Here is a 17,712-nt window from a genome sequence, read left to right as displayed (position 1 = left end):
AGTGTAGGGCGAATCATGGCACGCTGGGTCGACGACCATGGCTGGCGCATGCGTGGTGGAGAGGGTCGGCACACATGACAACGGAATCCCAGGGCGAGGCGGCGGCGCTGGAGCGGCTGCTCGTGGCGGTGCGGGATCTCGGGGACGGCAACTTCCGGCGGCGGCTCGTGCCGCACGGCGACGGCGTTTCGGCGCAGCTCGCCGTCGCGTTCAACGACATCGCCGAGCGCAACCAGCGGCTCGTGAGCGAACTGCTGCGGGCGCGCACGGCGGTCGGCCAGGAAGGCCGACTGCTCGAACGGCTGGAGACCGAGGTCGGCCCCGGCGGCTGGGCCACCGCCGTCGACGCCGTCAACGGCCTCGTCGACGACCTCACCCGCCCGGCCATCGAGCTGGAGCGCGTGCTCGGCGGGGTCGCCGACGGCGACCTGTCCCAGCCGATGACCCTCACCCTCGACGGCCGCCCGCTGCAGGGCGCGTACGCCACGCTGGCGAAGACGGTCAACGGCCTCATCGCGCAGCTCTCGCGCTTCGCCGCCGAAGTGACGCGGCTCTCCCGCGAGATCGCGGGTGAGGGACGTCTCGGCGGCCAGGCCGTCGTCCCGGGCGTGTCCGGGACCTGGCGCGACCTGACCGACTCCGTCAACTTCATGGCCGACAACCTCACCGAGCAGGTCCGCAACATCGCGCAGGTCACCACGGCCGTCGCGCGCGGCGACCTGACCCAGAAGATCAACGTCGACGCCCGCGGCGAGATCCTCGAGCTCAAGAACACCATCAACACCATGGTGGACCAGCTTTCGTCGTTCGCCGACGAGGTCACCCGCGTCTCCCGCGAGGTCGGCTCCGACGGCAAGCTCGGCGGCCAGGCCCAGGTGCCGGGCGTCGCCGGCACGTGGCGCGACCTGACCGACTCGGTCAACCTGATGGCCGACAACCTGACCGACCAGGTCCGCGGGATCTCGCAGGTGGCGACCGCGGTGGCCACCGGCGACCTGACGAAGAAGATCGACGTCGACGCCCGCGGCGAGATCCTGCAGCTGAAGAACACGCTCAACACGATGGTCGACCAGCTCTCGGCGTTCGCCGGCGAGGTCACCCGCGTCGCGCGCGAGGTCGGCAGCGAGGGCAAGCTCGGCGGGCAGGCCGAGGTGGCCGGCGCGGCCGGGACGTGGCGCAGCCTCACCGACTCGGTCAACGGGATGGCCGACAACCTGACCGACCAGGTCCGCAACATCTCCCACGTGACCACGGCCGTGGCGCGGGGCGACCTGACGCAGAAGATCACCGTCGACGCCCGCGGCGAGATCCTCGAGCTCAAGACGACCATGAACACCATGGTGGACCAGCTCTCGGCGTTCGCCGACGAAGTCACCCGAGTGGCCCGCGAGGTGGGCACCGAGGGTCAGCTGGGCGGGCAGGCGCAGGTCCCCGGCGTCGCCGGCACCTGGCGCGACCTCACCGGCTCGGTGAACTTCATGGCGAACAACCTGACCACCCAGGTCCGCAACATCGCCCAGGTCGCGACGGCCGTCGCGCGCGGTGACCTGACGCAGAAGATCGCGGTGGACGCCCGGGGCGAGATCCTCGAGCTCAAGACCACGCTCAACACGATGGTCGACCAGCTCTCCGCGTTCGCCGACGAGGTCACCCGCGTCGCCCGCGAAGTCGGCACCGAAGGCAAGCTCGGCGGCCAGGCCACCGTGCCCGGTGTCGCCGGGACCTGGAAGGACCTGACCGACAACGTCAACTTCATGGCGAACAACCTGACCGACCAGGTCCGGAACATCGCGACGGTGACGTCGGCGGTCGCGAAGGGCGACCTGACCCAGAAGATCTCGGTCGACGCGCGCGGCGAGATCCTGGAACTCAAGACCACGCTCAACACGATGGTCGACCAGCTCTCCGCGTTCGCCGACGAGGTCACGCGTGTCGCCCGCGAAGTCGGCACCGAAGGCAAGCTCGGCGGCCAGGCCACCGTCCGCGGTGTCGCGGGCACGTGGAAGGACCTCACCGACAACGTCAACGTCATGGCCACCAACCTGACCGACCAGGTGCGCAGCATCGCCACGGTGGCGACCGGCGTGGCCAACGGCGACCTGTCGAAGAAGATCTCGATCGTCGCCCAGGGCGAGGTCGCGGCGCTCGCCGAGACGCTCGACGGCATGGTCGAGACGCTGCGCGCGTTCGCCGACGAGGTCACGCGCGTCTCGCGCGAGGTCGGCACCGAAGGCATCCTCGGCGGCCAGGCGCGCGTCCCCGGCGTGGCCGGGACCTGGAAGGACCTGACCGAGAACGTCAACTTCATGGCCCACAACCTGACCAGCCAGGTCCGGAACATCTCCCAGGTCACCACGGCCGTCGCGCGGGGCGACCTGACGAAGAAGATCGACGTCGACGCCCGCGGCGAGATCCTCGAGCTCAAGACGACCATGAACACGATGGTCGACCAGCTCTCGGCGTTCGCCTCCGAGGTCACACGCGTGGCGCGCGAGGTCGGCACCGAGGGCAAGCTCGGCGGCCAGGCCGAGGTCGACGGCGTGTCCGGCACCTGGCAGCGGCTCACCGAGAGCGTGAACCAGCTGGCCGGGAACCTGACCACGCAGGTCCGCGCGATCGCGCAGGTCGCCACCGCGGTCACCGCGGGCGACCTGACCCGGCACATCACGGTCGACGCGTCCGGTGAGGTCTCGGACCTCAAGGACAACATCAACCAGATGATCGCGAACCTCAAGGAGACGACGAGGACCAACACCGAGCAGGACTGGCTGAAGACGAACCTCGCCCAGCTGTCCGGCCGGATGCAGGGGCACCGCGACCTCGCGTCGGTCGGCGCGCTGATCCTGTCCGAGCTGGCGCCGCTGGTGCGCGCCCAGCAGGGCGCGTTCTTCCTGGCCCGCGACGACGACCGCGACGGCACGGTGCTGGAGTGCATCGCCGCCTACGGCCTCGCCCAGTCCCGCGCCGGCCTGCGGTTCGCGATCGGCGAGTCGCTGATCGGCCAGGCCGCCGTCGACCACCGCACGATCCTGGTCCACAACGCGCCGCCGGAGTACGCGATGGTGTCGTCCGGGCTCGGCTCGGCGTCACCGGTCAACCTGATCGTGCTGCCGGTGCTGTTCCAGGGCGAGGTGCTCGGGGTGCTGGAGCTGGCCTCGGTCAACGAGTTCAGCACCGTCCACCAGGACCTGCTCGAACAGCTGCGCCACACGATCGGCGTCAACGTCAACACGATCCTGTCGAACTCCCGCACCGAGGCGCTGCTGACCGAGTCGCAGCGGCTGGCGCAGGAGCTGCGCGCGCGGTCCGAGCAGCTGCAGGCCCAGCAGGGCGAGCTGCGGCGGTCCAACACCGAGCTGGCCGAGAAGGCCGCGCTGCTCGCCCAGCAGAACCGCGACATCGAGGTCAAGAACAGCGAGATCGAGCAGGCCCGCCAGGAGCTGGAGGAGCGGGCCGGGCAGCTGACGGTCGCGTCGCAGTACAAGACCGAGTTCATGGCGAACATGTCGCACGAGCTGCGGACGCCGCTGAACAGCGCGTTGATCCTGGCGAAGCTGCTGTCGGAGAACCCCGAGGGCAACCTCACCGAGAAGCAGATCCAGTTCGCCCGCACGATCTACGCGGCGGGCTCCGACCTGCAGCAGCTGATCAACGACATACTGGACCTGGCGAAGGTCGAAGCCGGCCGGCTCGACATGCAGATGTCCGACATCACGCTGCCGGAGCTGGTGGACTACGTCGAGTCGCTGTGCCGGCCGCTCACGGCCGACAAGGGCCTGGAGTTCGCGGTCCACATCGACCCGCCGGTGCCGGGCAGTGTCCACACCGACGAGCACCGCCTCCAGCAGATCCTGCGCAACCTGCTCTCGAACGCGGCGAAGTTCACCGACGAGGGCGGCGTCCGCCTGCACATCCGCGCGGCCGACCCGGCCGAGGTCGAGCAGGAGGCCCTCCGGAACGCGCCGGGCATCATCGCGTTCGCCGTCGAGGACACCGGCATCGGCATCCCCGAGGAGAAGCTGGCGGTCATCTTCGAGGCGTTCCGCCAGGCCGACGGCACCACGAGCCGCAAGTACGGCGGCACCGGCCTGGGCCTGAACATCAGCCAGCAGCTCACCGAGCTCCTGGGCGGCGAGCTGCGCGTGGTCAGCGAGCCGGGCAAGGGCTCGACGTTCACGCTGTATCTGCCGGTCGCGGCGTCCAACCTGGTGGACCCGGCGGTGACGGCCCTGTCGTCCCCACGGCTGCCGCCGGTCCCGAGCACGGTCCTGGTGGCCGCCCCGGACATCGCCCCGAAGCGCTTCCAGGGCGAAAAGGTCCTGATCGTCGACGACGACCTGCGGAACGTGTTCGCCCTGGCCGCGGTCCTCGAGCAGGCCGGCCTGGAGGTCGTCTACGCCGAGACGGGCGTCGACGGCATCCGCGCCCTGGAGCGCAACGAGGACACGGCACTGGTCCTGATGGACGTCATGATGCCGGAACTAGACGGCAACGCCACGATCGCGGCCATCCGCGCGGAGGCGGCCAACGCGGACCTCCCGGTGATCGCCGTGACCGCCAAAGCGACAGCGGAAGACCGGGCCAGGACCCTGGCCAGCGGCGCGGACGACTACATCACCAAGCCGGTGGACACGGACAAACTGCTGGACGTGATAGCCGCCAAGCTGGAAGCCGACGCGGCCTCCGCCAGGGACGGTTTCGAGGTCCCCGACCCTTTCGATGGTGGAGCGGGTGACGGGAATCGAACCCGCGTAGCTAGTTTGGAAGACTAGGGCTCTACCATTGAGCTACACCCGCGTGCCCCCGAGGTACCCGGGTGCAAGGTCAGCTTAGCGTGACCCGCTAGGCTGACCACACACCCCCCTGGGGGTGGGACCGGGATGTGGCGCAGCTTGGTAGCGCATTCGCTTTGGGAGCGAAGGGTCGCAGGTTCAAATCCTGTCATCCCGACTCGATTCCGTGGTTCCGCGTGTCCGCGGGGGGCGCGGACCTTGGCGGGATCCTCGTCGTGCTGCCCCGGGGGCCGAGCCCCCCGGACCCCCCACGGTGCCTCTGGTGCGGCCTGACAGCGTGGCTGCCTTCCGGCAAGTCACCTCTCTAGGTGGGTCAGCCATGTTGTCAGGGTTTTTGCTATTTGCTCTGGCTGGTCTTCTGGGGTGTGGTGGCCTGCTGTCACTGGGTGGTGGACCACCTCCAAGGCTGCGAAGTTCTCCTGGAACCAGGTGATCATCGGTGGGGTCAGCATGGTGTCGGGGGCCGGGTCGAACGTCATCAGGAGCTTCGGGACCTCTGGGCTCGTTGCCAGCCAGGGGGTGAACTGCTTGATGCGTGCGACTACCGGTGCTGGTTCGCCGTCCAGGGGTAGTGAGCGGGCCCAGGTCAGTAGTGGGGCCTTGTGCTGCGTGCGGTACTCCGGTGGGAGGCCGCTGAAGAAGGGTGAGAGGTCCGTTGAGGTCTTGATCTTGCGGAAGACCTCTGCGCCTGCCGGCGGGAACTCCTCTGTTGTCATCGGTTTCAGGATTGCCTCGGTGAACGCCAGGCCGCGGACACGCTCCGGGTGCCTTGCTGCCCAGTCCGCGGCCAGGGTGCCGCCCCAGTCGTGGCCTATCAGGACTACCTCGTCCAGGGCCAGGTCGTCGAACCAGCTGTCCAGGTAGTGGGCGTGGTCGTCGAACGTGTAGGCGATGTCCGGGCGCGGTGAGGCGCCCATGCCGATCAGGTCCGGGGCCAGGCGGCGGCCTGGCAGGGGCGGTATTACGTTGCGCCACAAGTGTGACGATGTCGGGTTGCCGTGCAGGAACACCACGGGCGCTCCGGTTCCGGTGTCCTGATAGGACAGTGTCGTCACTTGAACGCTCCTGCGTTGCGGGTGGCCCAGGCGGTGAAGGGGCGCGGTGGGCGGCCCAGAATCTGTGCGACGTCCGGGCTCACCTGCTGCTCTCGCGGGGTTGGCGCGCCCAGGATGTTCAGGGTCACGTTGGCTACCTCCGGGGGCATGAAGGCCATCATCGCTGCTTGGGCTTCCTCGCGCGTCTGGGGGACGAAGGTCACCTGCTCTCCTAGTGCTTCGCTGATTGCCGCTGCCTGGTGGCGGGGTGTTATTGCGGCTGGGCCGGTCAGCTCGTGGACGTCGCCGGAGCGGTCCGATAGCAACGCTGATGCTGCCACTGCGACGATGTCCTCCGGGTCGATCACCGGCAGGGCCACGTCGCCGAAGGGGGCTACCACCCTTCTGGCCGTTCGGACGCTTTCTGTCCACTGGAAGGCGTTTGACGCGAAGGCGCCCGGGCGCAGGATCGTCCACTTCAGACCTGACGCTCGTACGGAGTCCTCCAGTACCGCAGGGTGACGGCCCGTTGCCACTCCTTGCGACGACAGCAGTACTACTCGGCCGACGCCGGACGATCGGGCTGCGGCGAGCAGGTCGTCCAGTGGCGCGAAACCGCCGGGGACCATCAGGAACAGCGCTTTGGCACCGTCCAAAGCGGACTCTGCGTCGCGTGCCACGCGGACGCCGGCGGGCACGTCCGCCGTCTTCTGGCGGGATATCGCCGTTACCTGTTCGCCGGCCTCGGCCAGGGCCTGGACCAGTGGCCTTCCGACGTTTCCTGTTGCTCCCATGACTGTGATCATGCGAGCGACGCTACATTCCGACGTATAGTAGGTACCTAGAGGAAAGTAATGGCTGGAGGCGCCGAAAGTGACTGAGACCACACCCGAGCTGGCCTGCCCGATCGCACCCGTCGTCGACATCGTCTTCAGTCGCTGGACGACGCCGATCCTGTGGTCGCTCAAGGAATACGGGCGGCAGCGGTTCGTGGAGCTGGAACGTCGCATCGGCACGATCACGCCGAAGGTGCTCACCCAGCGGCTGCGCCAGCTGGAGCGGGACGGTCTCGTCGTGCGGACCTACCACGCCGAGGTGCCGCCGCGCGTGGAGTACGAGATCAGCGAGCTGGGCCGCAGCCTCGGGCCGCTGTTCGCGAGCCTTTCCGAGTGGTCCGGCAACCTCGACCGGGTCGAAGCGGCCCGGGAGGCCTACGACAACCGGTCCCGCCACTGAGGTGCGGGAGGTCCGGGACCCACACCGAGCCGGCGCGAGTCCCGGAAAACTACTCCGTGACCTTCCGGGCCGTCGCCATCGCGCGTTCGGTCTCCCAGAACGCGCGCATCGACGTGATCAGGCCGTCCTCGCCCACCCGGTAGACGAACACGCCGTCCGTGTCGACGCGGTAGCCGCCCGGCAGGTACGTCGTGATCGTGCCGACGTTCGCCACCTCGTCACCCGCCGCATGGGAGTCGCGGATGACGAACTCGAAGCGCTCGACGTTGCCGATCGTCTTGTCCCAGAAGGCACTGATGCCGTCGTGACCGTGGTGACCCTTGCCCGCCTCGTCGAACATCGACGGGCCGACCGGGTCCTCGACGACGCCGTCGGCCGCGAACAGCGCGAGCCACGCGTCCTTGTCCCCCGCCGTCACCGCCGTCATCGAGGCCAGCGCCGCGCGCCGCGCCGGCGGCTGCTCCTTCTCCGTGTCCCAGCTGACCTGCACGCCCATCGCCGTCACTCCCCGAACTTGTCGATGATCTCGGCCCCGAACTTGTGGATCGACTCCAGCTTCGGTTCGACCGGGGCGTCGAACCCGACGCCGTCGAACACCCACGGCATGGTGATGATGTCGGTGACGCCGGCCTCGGCCTGCTCGTGGTAACCGTCGAGGCCGAACTTGTCGATGCAGACGGCCTGGTACTCGAACGGGTCGTCGGCGCGGCCGCGCTCGGCCAGCAGCTCCTTCAGCCGGGCGATCGTCTCGCGCAGCTCCTCGAGCTTCATCATCGCCGACGACCAGCCGTCGGCGACGCGGGCCGCGCGCCGCAGCGCGACGTCGGTGTGGCCGCCGATGTAGAACGGCACACGCTTGGGCGGCGCCGGGCTCATCTGCAGCTTGTCGAAGTCGTAGAACTCGCCGTGGTACTCGACCATGCCGCCGTCGAGAATCAGGCGGAGCACGTCGATGGCCTCGTCGACCCGCTTGCCGCGCCGCTCGAACGGGACGCCGCAGTACTCGAACTCCTGCGGCAGCCAGCCGACGCCGAGGCCGAGCCCGAACCGGCCGCCGGTGAGCACCGACGCCGAGCCGACCTGGCGCGCGAGCAGCACCGGGTTGCGCGACCCGAGCTTCAGCACCGACGTGTAGAACTCGATGCGGCTGGTGACCGCGCCCATGGCGGCGGTCGCGACCAGCGGGTCGACCCAGGGTGTGTCGGCGGTCCAGAACCGGCTGCCGTCGGGGGTGTAGGGATAGTCTGTGGAAACCGTCTCCGCGTAGAAGAGCGAGTCCGGCAGGGCGATGGAGGCGAAGCCGGCCTCTTCCGCGGCCCGGGCGAGCTCGCCCAGCTGATCAAGCGGGTTCATCGCGATCGACAGGGTGAACTTCATAGCACGGAACTATAACGTGTTCTAGTTTCTTCGGCCAGGCCTGAGGGTGTGCCGGATCACTCCCGGGGAACCCTCCGCGTAACGTCCGCGTTGTCCGGATCAAAGGTGACTTCCGGTCACCGGGCACCGAGCTTCTGGGAGTGGTCCATGGGCACCGCGATCTTCCTGATCGTGCTCGTCGTCGTGATCGTCGGTGGCGGCCTCTATTTCTCGCGGCAGCGCGCCGCGGCCCGGCAGCGGGAGCTCGACGACGCCAAGGCCGACGCGCGCCGGCTCGTCGAACGGCTCGGCGGCCAGGTCCTCAACATCAACGGCACCGACACCGCGTCACAGCAGGCGATGGCCGACGCGAGCGAGCGCTACAACGCGGCCGGGTCGCAGATGGAGCAGGCCCAGACCATCGAGCAGGCCCGGCTGGTCAAGGACACCGCCGTCGAAGGCCTCTACTACGTCCGCGCCGCGCGGGTCGCGATGGGCATGGACCCGGGCCCGCAGCTGCCGGAGGAGGCCGAGCGCGAGCGCGCCGGCAAGGTGACCGAGCGCCGCGACGTGGACGTCGAGGGCCAGCACTACGCCGCGTCCCCCGACGCCGGCCAGGACACGCCGTACTACTACCCCGGCGGCCGCGTCGCCGGGCGTCCGGTGCCGCAGGGCTGGTACAGCGAGCCGTGGTGGAAGCCGGCGCTGATCGCCGGTGCCTGGGGTCTCGGGTCGATGTTCCTGTTCAGCGCGATGTTCTCCGGCATGGGCGGCATCGCCAGCGCCGGGGCCTGGGAGTCGGGCTACGACGCCGGCCAGCAGGACGCGCTCGACTCCGGTGACGCGGGTGGCGGTGACGGCGGTGATGGTGGCGGTGACGGCGGCGGCGACTTCGGCGGTGGTGACGGCGGCGGCGACTGGGGCGGCGGCGGTTTCGACGGCGGCGGCTTTGACGGCGGTGGCTTTGACGGCGGTGGCTTCGACGGGGGCGGTTTCGACTTCTGAGCACCGGCTGGCATCCTCCTGGACGACGTTCGGGAGGATGCCGTGGCGACAGTCCTGATCCCCGTCCCGGCCCGGGACTCGGACCCGTCCGAAGTGGCCGTCAGCTGGGCGGTGCTGAGCCGGGACCATACGGTCGTCTTCGCGACCCCCGGCGGCGAGCAGGCCGCCTGTGACGAGCTGATGGTCACCGGCGAAGGCCTCGACCTCTGGGGCCGAGTGCCGGGCTTGAAGAAACTCACCGCACTCGGCCGGGTGCTGCGGGCCGACGCAGCCGCGCGTGAAGCCCACCGCGCGCTGCTCGCGGATCCCGCGTGGCGTACCCCGATCCGCTGGGACGCCATCAAGCTCGACGACTACGACGGCGTGCTGCTGCCCGGTGGGCACCGGGCCCGCGGCATGCGCGAGTACCTCGAAAGCCCGCTGCTGCGGGACATCGTCGTCGGCGCCTTCCGCCGCGACCTGCCGGTCGGCGCGATCTGCCACGGCGTGCTGCTCGCCGCGCGCAGCGTCGACCCGGACACCGGGCGCTCGGTGCTGCACGGCCGCACGACGACGGCGCTGACCTGGCGGCTGGAGCGCACGGCGTGGCGGCTCGCGCGGCGGACGCGGTTCTGGGACCCGGGCTACTACCGCACCTACCTCGAGGAACCGGGCCAGCCCGAGGGGTACATGTCGGTGCAGCAGGAGGTCACCCGCGCGCTGGCGCGTCCGGAGGACTTCCGCGACACGACCGACCGCGTCCAGGCGAGCGGCCGGGCCCGCGACCGGCTCGACGACGAGCGGCCGGCGTTCGTCGTCGAGGACGGCAACTACGTGTCGGCCCGCTGGCCGGGCGACGTGCACACGTTCGCGAAAGCGTTTGCGACCCGGCTTTGAGTCAGGCGGGCTGGCAGGTCGGGCACCAGTAGAGGTTCCGCCCCACCAGCGACGACGTCTCCACCGGCGTCCCGCAGACCAGGCAGGGCTCGCCGGCGCGGCGGTAGACGTACACCTCGCCGCCGTGGCGGTCGACGCGTGCCGCGCGGCCCATCGCCTCCGGCAGGTGCTCCGGGCGGACCGTGTCGATGCGGCCGACGCGGACGCCGTCACGCATCAGCGTCACCAGGTCGGCCCACATGTCGTCCCACAGCGCGCGGTCCAGCGCGCGCCCCGGCGTCATCGGCGCGACGCCGTGGCGGAACAGGACTTCGGCGCGGTAGACGTTGCCGACGCCGGCCAGCACGGCCTGGTCCATCAGCAGTGCGGCGACCGAGACCTTGGACTTCGAGATCCGCGCCCACGCCTTCTCCGGCTTCGCGTCCCGGCGCAGCGGGTCGGGGCCGAGGCGCGCCTTGATCGCGTCGGCCTGGGCCGGGTCCAGCAGCTCGCACGTGTTGGGGCCGCGCAGGTCCGTCCACTGCGTCCGGCCGACCAGCCGCATCCGGACCTGGCCGACCGGCGGCGGCACGGGCAGCTTGCCCTCGCCGAAGATGCCGATCAGGCCGAGGTGGATGTGCACGATCCCGTGCGGGCCGTAGTCGTGGAACAGGTGCTTGCCGTGCGCCTCGGCACCGACGAGCACCTGACCGTCCAAACGGGACGCCTCGGCGGCGAAGCGGCCCTGCGGGCTGCTCACCGCGACCGGGGCACCGGCGTAACGGCGCTTGTGCAGCCGCGCCAGCCGGTGGAGCGTGTGCCCCTCGGGCATCAGGCCTCCGGCAGGGCCGGCGGGGTCCCGGTGCGCTCGTAGTCGAGCAGCTGCTGCACGCGGCGGGCGTGCCGCTCCTCCGGCGAAACCTCCGTCGCGAGGAACGCTTCGACGATCTCGGTGGCCTGCTCGGCGGTGTGCATCCGGGCGCCGACGCCGATCAGCTGCGCGTGGTTGTGCTCCCGGCACAGCTGGGCGGTCTCGACGCTCCAGGCCAGGCCGGCCCGCGCGCCGGGCACCTTGTTCGCGGCGATCTGCTCGCCGTTGCCGGAGCCGCCGACGACGATGCCGCGGCTGCCCTCGTCGGCCACGACGCGCAGCGCCGTCTCGACGCAGTAGGCCGGGTAGTCGTCGGCCGCGTCGTAGACCCGCGGGCCGATGTCGGTGACCTCGTGGCCCTGCTTCTCCAGGTGAGCCACCAGGTGGTTCTTCAGCTCGAAGCCGGCATGGTCGGATCCCAAGTAGACACGCACGGCTGGAAGTCTGCCATCACGGCCGGTTTCCGGCATGCTCCGGGGGTGGGGATCTGGGAGCAGACGGGGCACGACGTCCGGCTCGACTGGGGCGGTGAAGGCGTGACCGCGCTCGGCCGCGAATGTGCCGTGCTGATCGTCGTCGACGTCCTTTCCTTCAGCACCACCACGGATCTCGTGGTCGGCCGCGGCGGGCGGGTGCTGCCGGTGCGGTGGCGCGACGAACGCGGTGTCGCCCAAGCGCGGGCCGCCGGTGCCGTCATCGCCGGTGAGGGCACGTTCACCCTGCGGCCGTCGTCCGTGACGGACATCCCGCCCGGCACGCTCCTCGCGCTCCCCTCCCCGAACGGCGCCACCCTGTGCGACGCCGCCGCGGCGACCGGCGCCCACGTGCTGGCCGGCTGCCTGCGCAACGCGTCCGCCGTGGCCGCCAGGGCGCACGAGCTGGGCGGCCCGATCGGGGTCATCGCGGCCGGGGAACGCTGGGGTGTGAACATGTCCGGCGACGGTGACACGTTCGGGCCGCTGCGCCCGTGTGTCGAAGACCAGGTCGGCGCGGGCGCGATCGCCGCCGCGCTGGCCCGGCTGGGGTGCACACTGTCGCCCGAAGCCGCGCTGGCGGCGCGCGCGGTGGACGTCGCGTCGATCGCGGACTGCGTGTCCGGGCGCGAGCTGACCGAGGCGGGGCACGGCGGCGACGTCGCGCTGGCCGCACAGATCGACGTGAGTGGAACCGCTCCCGTCCTGCACGAAGGAGTCCTGCGATGACCGGTCACTGGGTCGAGGTCGCCGACGGCGTGCACGCGCGGCGGTACGAGGAGCTGGACCTGACCGTCGGGCTGGTCGTCGGGGCCGACCGCTGCCTGGTCATCGACACGCGCGGCGACCTGGACCAGGGCGCCGAGCTGGCGGCGGCGGTGCGCGAGCTGACGTCCTTGCCGTGGGCCGTCGCGTTCACGCACGCGCACTTCGACCACACCTGGGGCACCGAGCGGTTCCTGCCGTGCGCGGTCTGGGCGCACGAGGGCTGCCGCGCCGAGCTGACCGAATACGCCGAGGGCGCGCGGGAGAAGTGGATGGCGTACTACCGCGAGGAAGGCAAGCCGGCGATCGCCAACGCCATCGCGCGCACCACGTTCGTGGTCCCCGACCACCTGTTCAGCGACCGGACCGAGCTCGACCTCGGCGGCCGGACGGCGGTGCTGCTGCACCCCGGCCGCGCCCACACCGACCACGACGTCATCGTGCACGTGCCGGACGCCGACGTCGTCTTCGCCGGCGACATCGTCGAGAACGCCGAACACGGCTTCAGCGCGTTCTCGTTCAGCCCCGACTCGGACCTGACCGCCTGGCCGGACACCCTCGACACGCTGCTGGCGCTGGAGCCGCGCGTGGTCGTCCCCGGCCACGGCGACCCGGTCGACGCCGACTTCGTCCGCTACCACCGCCACGGCCTGCACGAGCTGATCGCGCTCAAGGCGGCGGTCGGGCGCGGCGAGTCGACCGAGGCGGCGGCGGTCGCAGCTTCCCGCTACCCCGCCGACGTCACCTCGGCCGCCCTCAAGACGCTCTGAAGCCGGGGATTCCTGCGAACGGCCGTTGATCAGCTTCACCGGCCGGCCCTAGGTTCGAGGGTGACGGCGCGCCCAGGCGCGCCGCACCGGAATCCGAGGGGGATCCTTGTCATCTGAACATGTGCGTCGTGCTGCCCTTTTCCTGGCCGCGTCGACCGCGACAGCAATGCTGACCGCCGCCGGCCCGGCCGTCGCCGCGTCGGGCTGCACCTGGCAACCGGAGTCGGTCGGTCTCGCGAACAGCGTCGTCGTCGGCGCCGACAGCACGAACGGCTACGTGGGCGTCGAACCGGGGCTCCAGGACCGTGTCAGCGTCTGGCGGGCCGGCCGCGAAACCGACCTCGGCACGCCGCCGGCCAGCGGGGGTTACGCCCCCGTCACCCAGTTCGGCCTCGACGTCACCAGCGACGGCGTGGTGGTGGCCAACACCAGCGACTACGGCTCGGTGCAGGGACAGGCGTCGGTCCACGAGAACGGCGCCTGGCACGTGCTGCCCGTGCCGGCCGGCTTCAGCCAGGCCGGCGCCCGTGCGATCAACGAGCACGGAGACATCGCGGGGACCGTCTGGAAGCCCGACCACCAGGGTGGTCGAGCCGTCGTGTGGCCATCCGGCGCGCGCGACGCGGTCCGGTTCCTCGAAACGCCGGCGGGCAACGAGACGGTGGCGGCGGGCATCGACGAGGCCGGCAACGTCGTCGGCGGCCTGCGCAACGCCGACTACTCCACCGACGGCGTGCTCTGGAGCCCGTCCGGCGCGCTGGTGTCACGGGTGGGCTCGAGCACGAGCCCCTACCGCGCCCAGCGGCTCGCGGACATCGCCGGCGGAGTCGCGGTCGGCAAGGACGAGACCGGCTCGTACGACACCGCGACGATGTTCACTCTGACCGCCGGCGGAGTCCGCACCGACCTCGCCGGGACCAGCACGTGGTGGCCGACCGCGAGCGGCCCGAACGGGCTCGTCACGGTCCTCGACCAGGGCACCCACGGCGTGGGCGGGGTCCTGCGGAACGGGGTCGTCGAACGGGTCTTCGTGAGCGGCGGTCAGGTCCAGCTGAACGCCGTGGCCGGGGACGGCACGGTCGGCGGTACCACCACGGGGCCGTTCGGCGGCCAAGGCGCCATCTGGCACTGCGCCTGACACTTCCGGGGGCGGCGACCGCGCCGCCCCCGGAAGCAGGGGTCAGTCGAAGTTCAGCTCGCCCGTTCGGGTGCGCTTGAGCTCGAAGAAGTCCGGGTAGCTCGACAGCGCGACCGCGCCGTCGAACACCTTCAGAGCGTCTTCGCCGCGCGGGATCGAGCTGAGGACCGGGCCGAAGAACGCCACGCCGTCGATGTGGATCGTCGGGGTGCCGACGTCCATGCCGACCGGGTCCATGCCCTCGTGGTGGCTCTTCTTCAGCGCCTCGTCGTACTCCTCGGAGTTCGCGGCGTCGAACAGCTCGGCCGGCGCGCCGATCGCGGCCAGGGCCTCCTTGATGACCGCGTCGCGGTCCTTGTTGCCCTGGTTGTGGAAGCGGGTGCCGAACTCGGTGTAGTAGTCCCGCAGCACCTCTTCGCCCTTGAGCTGCGACAACGCCACCGCGACGCGCACCGGGCCCCAGCCCTGCGCCAGCAGCTCCTTGTACTTCTCCGGCAGCTCGTCGCGGCCCGAGTTCAGGTACGAGAGGCTCATCACCCGGAAGTTCAGGTCCAGGTCGCGGTGCTTCTCGACCTCGAGGATCCAGCGCGAGGTGATCCAGGCGAACGGGCAGATCGGGTCGAAGTAGAAATCGACCTTCGTAGGCTGCTCGGCAGCGGTCATCGAGTACTCCTGTGCGCATAAGTCGACGTCGGCGTGCGGGCAGAGCCCACACTGCGGGCCAACACCAGGGAGCGCACGCTTGTTCCCTTATCGCCCGCCACCCCGTACCCATGATTGGATGCGGGGAGCCTGAAACCGATCCCACGACCAGAGGTGCCTGTGCCCGCCCCCAACCTGACCCGCGACCTTGCCAAGCTGCGCGCGGATCTGCTCGAAGTCACCGGCTACGACATCGAGCTCGATCTGACCGACGGCCACGGCGGTCCCGGGGAGAAGACCTTCGCGTCGAAGACGACCGTCCGGTTCGCCAGCGCCAAGGCAGGCGAACGGACCTGGGTCGACCTCGTCGCCGACCGCGTGCACGCCGCCACGCTCAACGGTGCGGACGTCGACGTGAGCGCCTACGTCGAGGACAAGGGCATCGCGCTGGCGGACCTGGCCGAGACGAACGAGCTCACGGTCACCGCCGACTGCCGCTACATGAACACCGGTGAGGGCCTGCACCGGTTCGTCGACCCGGTCGACGACGGTGTCTACCTGTACACCCAGTTCGAGACGGCCGACGCCAAGCGCATGTTCGCCTGCTTCGACCAGCCCGACCTCAAGTCGGTCTACCGGCTCACGGTGATCGCGCCGAAGGACTGGAAGGTCGTCTCGAACACCCTCGCCGAATCCGCCGAGGAGACGCCCGAGGGCGCCGTCCGGACGGTCTTCAAGGAGTCCGAGCGGCTCTCGACCTACCTGGTCGCGCTGATCGCCGGGCCGTACGCCGAGTGGCACGACGAGTACACCGACGAGCACAAGACGATCCCGCTGGGCATCTACTGCCGCGCGTCGCTGTCCGACCACATGGACGCCGACCGGCTGTTCACCGAGACCAAGCAGGGTTTCGGCTTCTACCACGAGAAGTTCGGCACCCCGTACCCGTTCTCCAAGTACGACCAGCTGTTCGTGCCGGAGTTCAACGCGGGCGCGATGGAGAACGCCGGCGCGGTCACGTTCCTCGAGGACTACGTCTTCCGCAGCCGCGTCACCCGCTACGCCTACGAGCGGCGCGCCGAGACGCTGCTGCACGAGATGGCGCACATGTGGTTCGGCGACCTGGTCACCATGCGCTGGTGGGACGACCTGTGGCTGAACGAGTCGTTCGCGACCTTCGCCAGCGTGCTCGCCCAGGCCGAGGCCACCGAGTACAAGAACGCGTGGACCAGCTTCGCGAACATCGAGAAGTCGTGGGCCTACCGCCAGGACCAGCTGCCCTCGACGCACCCGATCGCCGCGGACATCGTCGACCTGCACGCGGTCGAGGTGAACTTCGACGGCATCACCTACGCCAAGGGCGCGAGCGTGCTCAAGCAGCTCGTCGCCTACGTCGGCCTCGAGCACTTCCTGGACGGGCTGAAGGTCTACTTCGGCAAGCACGCCTGGGGCAACGCGACACTGGCCGACCTGCTGGGCGCGCTGGAAGAGGCGTCCGGGCGCGACCTGTCGTGGTGGAGCGCGCAGTGGCTGGAGACGACCGGCCTGAACTCGCTGAGCCCGCGCTATGAAGTCGGCTCGGACGGCAAGTTCAGCTCGTTCGCCGTCGTGCAGTCCGGCGCCAAGCCCGGCGCCGGCGAGCTGCGCACGCACCGCGTCGCCGTGGGCATCTACGACGAGGACGGCACCGGCAAGATCGTCCGGACCCACCGCGTCGAGCTGGACGTCGACGGCGAGCGCACCGAGGTGCCGGACCTGATCGGCCGGGCCGCGGGCAAGCTCGTGCTGGTCAACGACGACGACCTGACCTACTGCACGATGCGGCTGGACCCGGCGTCGCTGACCACGCTGATCGACCGCGTGGCCGACATCACCGAGTCGCTGCCGCGGACGCTGTGCTGGTCGGCGGCGTGGGAGATGACCCGCGAGGCCGAGCTGAAGGCCCGCGACTTCGTCACCCTGGTGCAGCGCGGCATCCACACCGAGACCGAGGTCGGCGTCGTCCAGCGGCTGCTGCTGCAGGCGCAGACCGCGCTGAACTCCTACGCCGAGCAGGGCTGGGCGGCCTCGACCGGCTGGCCGGCGTTCACCGGGCGGCTGCTGGAGCTGGTCCGCGGCGCCGAGGCGGGCTCGGACCACCAGCTGGCGTTCGTGAACTCGCTGACCGGCTCGGTGCTGGACGACGGCACGCTCGCGGTGGTCGCCGGCTGGCTCGACGGCTCGGCCCCGCTGGAGGGCCTGTCCGTCGACACCGACCTGCGCTGGCGGCTGCTGCACGCGCTGGTCTCGCACGGCAAGGCGGACTCGGCGGAGATCGAGGCCGAGCTGGCCCGCGACAACACGGCCACCGGCCGCCGCCAGGCCGAACGCGCCCGTGCCCTGCGCCCGACGGCGGAGGCCAAGGCCGACGCGTGGCAGCGCGCGGTCCACGACGACGAGCTGCCGAACGCGGTCAGCGACTCGCTCATCTCCGGCTTCTCGCACCCGGGCCAGAAGGCGCTGCTGGGTTCGTACGTCGCGAAGTACTTCGAGGTGATCGACGAGGTGTGGCAGCGGCGTTCCAGCGAGCGCGCGCAGCCGATGGCGATCGGGCTGTACCCGTCGTGGGCCGTGGAGCCCGCGACGGTGGCGGCGTCCGACGAGTGGCTGAAGGGTGACCACGCCCAGGCCCTGCGCCGGCTGGTCTCCGAAGGCCGGGCGGGCATCGTCCGGGCCCTGGCGGCCCGCGACTTCGACGCCCAGGCCTGACCCGAACGCCACCGTACGCAAAAGGG

At 70.4% G+C, this 17,712-nt stretch carries 15 protein-coding genes and 2 tRNA genes; 9 read left to right on the top strand and 8 right to left on the bottom strand.

Translation table 11 applies throughout. From position 1 onward, the window contains the following. Nucleotides 1-74 precede the first annotated feature (74 nt). The gene (locus ACIOD2_RS32695) at nt 75-4,772 is read left to right on the top strand and encodes a HAMP domain-containing protein (protein WP_400548855.1); all 4,698 of its coding nucleotides are present in this window, start codon (nt 75-77) and stop codon (nt 4,770-4,772) included. Here ACIOD2_RS32695 and ACIOD2_RS32690 read toward each other — a convergent pair. Next, nucleotides 4,724-4,797 (bottom strand) — tRNA-Gly (locus ACIOD2_RS32690). The genes ACIOD2_RS32695 and ACIOD2_RS32690 overlap by 49 nt on opposite strands. Before the next feature lie 79 nt (nt 4,798-4,876). Here ACIOD2_RS32690 and ACIOD2_RS32685 point away from each other — a divergent pair. Next, a tRNA-Pro gene (locus ACIOD2_RS32685) sits at nt 4,877-4,950 on the top strand. A gap of 139 nt (nt 4,951-5,089) precedes the next feature. Here ACIOD2_RS32685 and ACIOD2_RS32680 read toward each other — a convergent pair. Both ACIOD2_RS32680 and ACIOD2_RS32675 read right to left on the bottom strand, forming a co-directional pair. Further along, nucleotides 5,090-5,848: an alpha/beta fold hydrolase gene (locus tag ACIOD2_RS32680; RefSeq protein WP_400546801.1), complete on the bottom strand. Its 759-nt coding sequence runs from the start codon at nt 5,846-5,848 to the stop codon at nt 5,090-5,092. Continuing rightward, nucleotides 5,845-6,633, bottom strand: coding sequence for an NAD(P)H-binding protein (locus tag ACIOD2_RS32675; protein WP_400546799.1), 789 nt, complete (start codon nt 6,631-6,633; stop codon nt 5,845-5,847). Before ACIOD2_RS32675 ends, ACIOD2_RS32680 begins: the two co-directional genes overlap by 4 nt. Before the next feature lie 67 nt (nt 6,634-6,700). Here ACIOD2_RS32675 and ACIOD2_RS32670 point away from each other — a divergent pair, with 67 nt between their 5' ends. After that, nucleotides 6,701-7,063, top strand: a complete 363-nt coding sequence (locus ACIOD2_RS32670; protein WP_400546796.1) for a winged helix-turn-helix transcriptional regulator — start codon at nt 6,701-6,703, stop codon at nt 7,061-7,063. 49 nt (nt 7,064-7,112) lie between these two features. Here the strand turns inward: ACIOD2_RS32670 and ACIOD2_RS32665 are convergent, their stop codons facing one another. Continuing rightward, on the bottom strand, nt 7,113-7,559 hold the full coding sequence (locus ACIOD2_RS32665) for a nuclear transport factor 2 family protein (RefSeq protein ID WP_400546793.1): 447 nt from the start codon (nt 7,557-7,559) through the stop codon (nt 7,113-7,115). Nucleotides 7,560-7,564: 5 nt separating this feature from the next. Beyond that, on the bottom strand, nt 7,565-8,440 hold the full coding sequence (locus ACIOD2_RS32660; RefSeq protein WP_400546790.1) for an LLM class F420-dependent oxidoreductase: 876 nt from the start codon (nt 8,438-8,440) through the stop codon (nt 7,565-7,567). A 147-nt stretch (nt 8,441-8,587) separates the two neighbouring features. On the opposite strand from ACIOD2_RS32660, the gene ACIOD2_RS32655 reads away from it, so the two are divergent. Next, nucleotides 8,588-9,424, top strand: coding sequence for a hypothetical protein (locus ACIOD2_RS32655; RefSeq protein ID WP_400546787.1), 837 nt, complete (start codon nt 8,588-8,590; stop codon nt 9,422-9,424). 42 nt (nt 9,425-9,466) lie between these two features. Beyond that, nucleotides 9,467-10,300, top strand: a complete 834-nt coding sequence (locus tag ACIOD2_RS32650) for a type 1 glutamine amidotransferase domain-containing protein (protein ID WP_400546784.1) — start codon at nt 9,467-9,469, stop codon at nt 10,298-10,300. A 1-nt stretch (nt 10,301) separates the two neighbouring features. On the opposite strand, the gene ACIOD2_RS32645 is transcribed toward ACIOD2_RS32650, so the two are convergent. Together ACIOD2_RS32645 and ACIOD2_RS32640 are read right to left on the bottom strand one after the other, a co-directional pair. Continuing rightward, on the bottom strand, nt 10,302-11,111 hold the full coding sequence (locus ACIOD2_RS32645; protein ID WP_400546781.1) for an Fpg/Nei family DNA glycosylase: 810 nt from the start codon (nt 11,109-11,111) through the stop codon (nt 10,302-10,304). Further along, a complete protein-coding gene (locus ACIOD2_RS32640; protein WP_400546778.1) occupies nt 11,111-11,584 on the bottom strand; it encodes a ribose-5-phosphate isomerase in 474 nt (157 codons plus the stop codon). Before ACIOD2_RS32640 ends, ACIOD2_RS32645 begins: the two co-directional genes overlap by 1 nt. A 45-nt stretch (nt 11,585-11,629) precedes the next feature. Here ACIOD2_RS32640 and ACIOD2_RS32635 point away from each other — a divergent pair, with 45 nt between their 5' ends. The 3 genes from ACIOD2_RS32635 to ACIOD2_RS32625 all read left to right on the top strand — a co-directional run bounded on the left by ACIOD2_RS32635 (nt 11,630) and on the right by ACIOD2_RS32625 (nt 14,296). Next, the gene (locus ACIOD2_RS32635; protein ID WP_400546775.1) at nt 11,630-12,352 is read left to right on the top strand and encodes a 2-phosphosulfolactate phosphatase; all 723 of its coding nucleotides are present in this window, start codon (nt 11,630-11,632) and stop codon (nt 12,350-12,352) included. Further along, nucleotides 12,349-13,158 (top strand): MBL fold metallo-hydrolase, encoded by an 810-nt coding sequence (locus ACIOD2_RS32630; protein WP_400546772.1) that lies wholly within the window; start codon nt 12,349-12,351, stop codon nt 13,156-13,158. The genes ACIOD2_RS32635 and ACIOD2_RS32630 overlap by 4 nt, the downstream gene beginning before the upstream one ends. Nucleotides 13,159-13,324: 166 nt before the next feature. Then, nucleotides 13,325-14,296: a hypothetical protein gene (locus tag ACIOD2_RS32625; protein WP_400546770.1), complete on the top strand. Its 972-nt coding sequence runs from the start codon at nt 13,325-13,327 to the stop codon at nt 14,294-14,296. A gap of 42 nt (nt 14,297-14,338) precedes the next feature. Here the strand turns inward: ACIOD2_RS32625 and ACIOD2_RS32620 are convergent, their stop codons facing one another. Then, nucleotides 14,339-14,959: a DsbA family protein gene (locus ACIOD2_RS32620; protein ID WP_400546767.1), complete on the bottom strand. Its 621-nt coding sequence runs from the start codon at nt 14,957-14,959 to the stop codon at nt 14,339-14,341. Between the two features lie 159 nt (nt 14,960-15,118). Between ACIOD2_RS32620 and pepN the strand changes: the two genes are divergently transcribed. Beyond that, nucleotides 15,119-17,686 (top strand): aminopeptidase N, encoded by a 2,568-nt coding sequence (pepN, locus tag ACIOD2_RS32615; RefSeq protein ID WP_400546764.1) that lies wholly within the window; start codon nt 15,119-15,121, stop codon nt 17,684-17,686. The last annotated feature ends 26 nt before the right edge of the window (nt 17,687-17,712 follow it).

Origin of the sequence: Amycolatopsis sp. NPDC088138, from assembly GCF_044741685.1 — a bacterium.
GTDB lineage: Bacteria > Actinomycetota > Actinomycetes > Mycobacteriales > Pseudonocardiaceae > Amycolatopsis.
This window is presented reverse-complemented; position numbering and strand designations above follow the sequence as displayed.

What these genes read in the sequence shown, in the direction of transcription:
- ACIOD2_RS32695 (WP_400548855.1), top strand. Translation starts at nt 75, where the DNA reads ATGACAACGGAATCCCAGGGCGAGGCGGCGGCGCTGGAGCGGCTGCTC.
- ACIOD2_RS32675 (WP_400546799.1), bottom strand. Translation starts at nt 6,633, where the DNA reads ATGATCACAGTCATGGGAGCAACAGGAAACGTCGGAAGGCCACTGGTC.
- ACIOD2_RS32665 (WP_400546793.1), bottom strand. Translation starts at nt 7,559, where the DNA reads ATGGGCGTGCAGGTCAGCTGGGACACGGAGAAGGAGCAGCCGCCGGCG.
- ACIOD2_RS32660 (WP_400546790.1), bottom strand. Translation starts at nt 8,440, where the DNA reads ATGAAGTTCACCCTGTCGATCGCGATGAACCCGCTTGATCAGCTGGGC.
- ACIOD2_RS32655 (WP_400546787.1), top strand. Translation starts at nt 8,588, where the DNA reads ATGGGCACCGCGATCTTCCTGATCGTGCTCGTCGTCGTGATCGTCGGT.
- ACIOD2_RS32645 (WP_400546781.1), bottom strand. Translation starts at nt 11,111, where the DNA reads ATGCCCGAGGGGCACACGCTCCACCGGCTGGCGCGGCTGCACAAGCGC.
- ACIOD2_RS32630 (WP_400546772.1), top strand. Translation starts at nt 12,349, where the DNA reads ATGACCGGTCACTGGGTCGAGGTCGCCGACGGCGTGCACGCGCGGCGG.
- ACIOD2_RS32625 (WP_400546770.1), top strand. Translation starts at nt 13,325, where the DNA reads ATGCTGACCGCCGCCGGCCCGGCCGTCGCCGCGTCGGGCTGCACCTGG.
- ACIOD2_RS32620 (WP_400546767.1), bottom strand. Translation starts at nt 14,959, where the DNA reads ATGACCGCTGCCGAGCAGCCTACGAAGGTCGATTTCTACTTCGACCCG.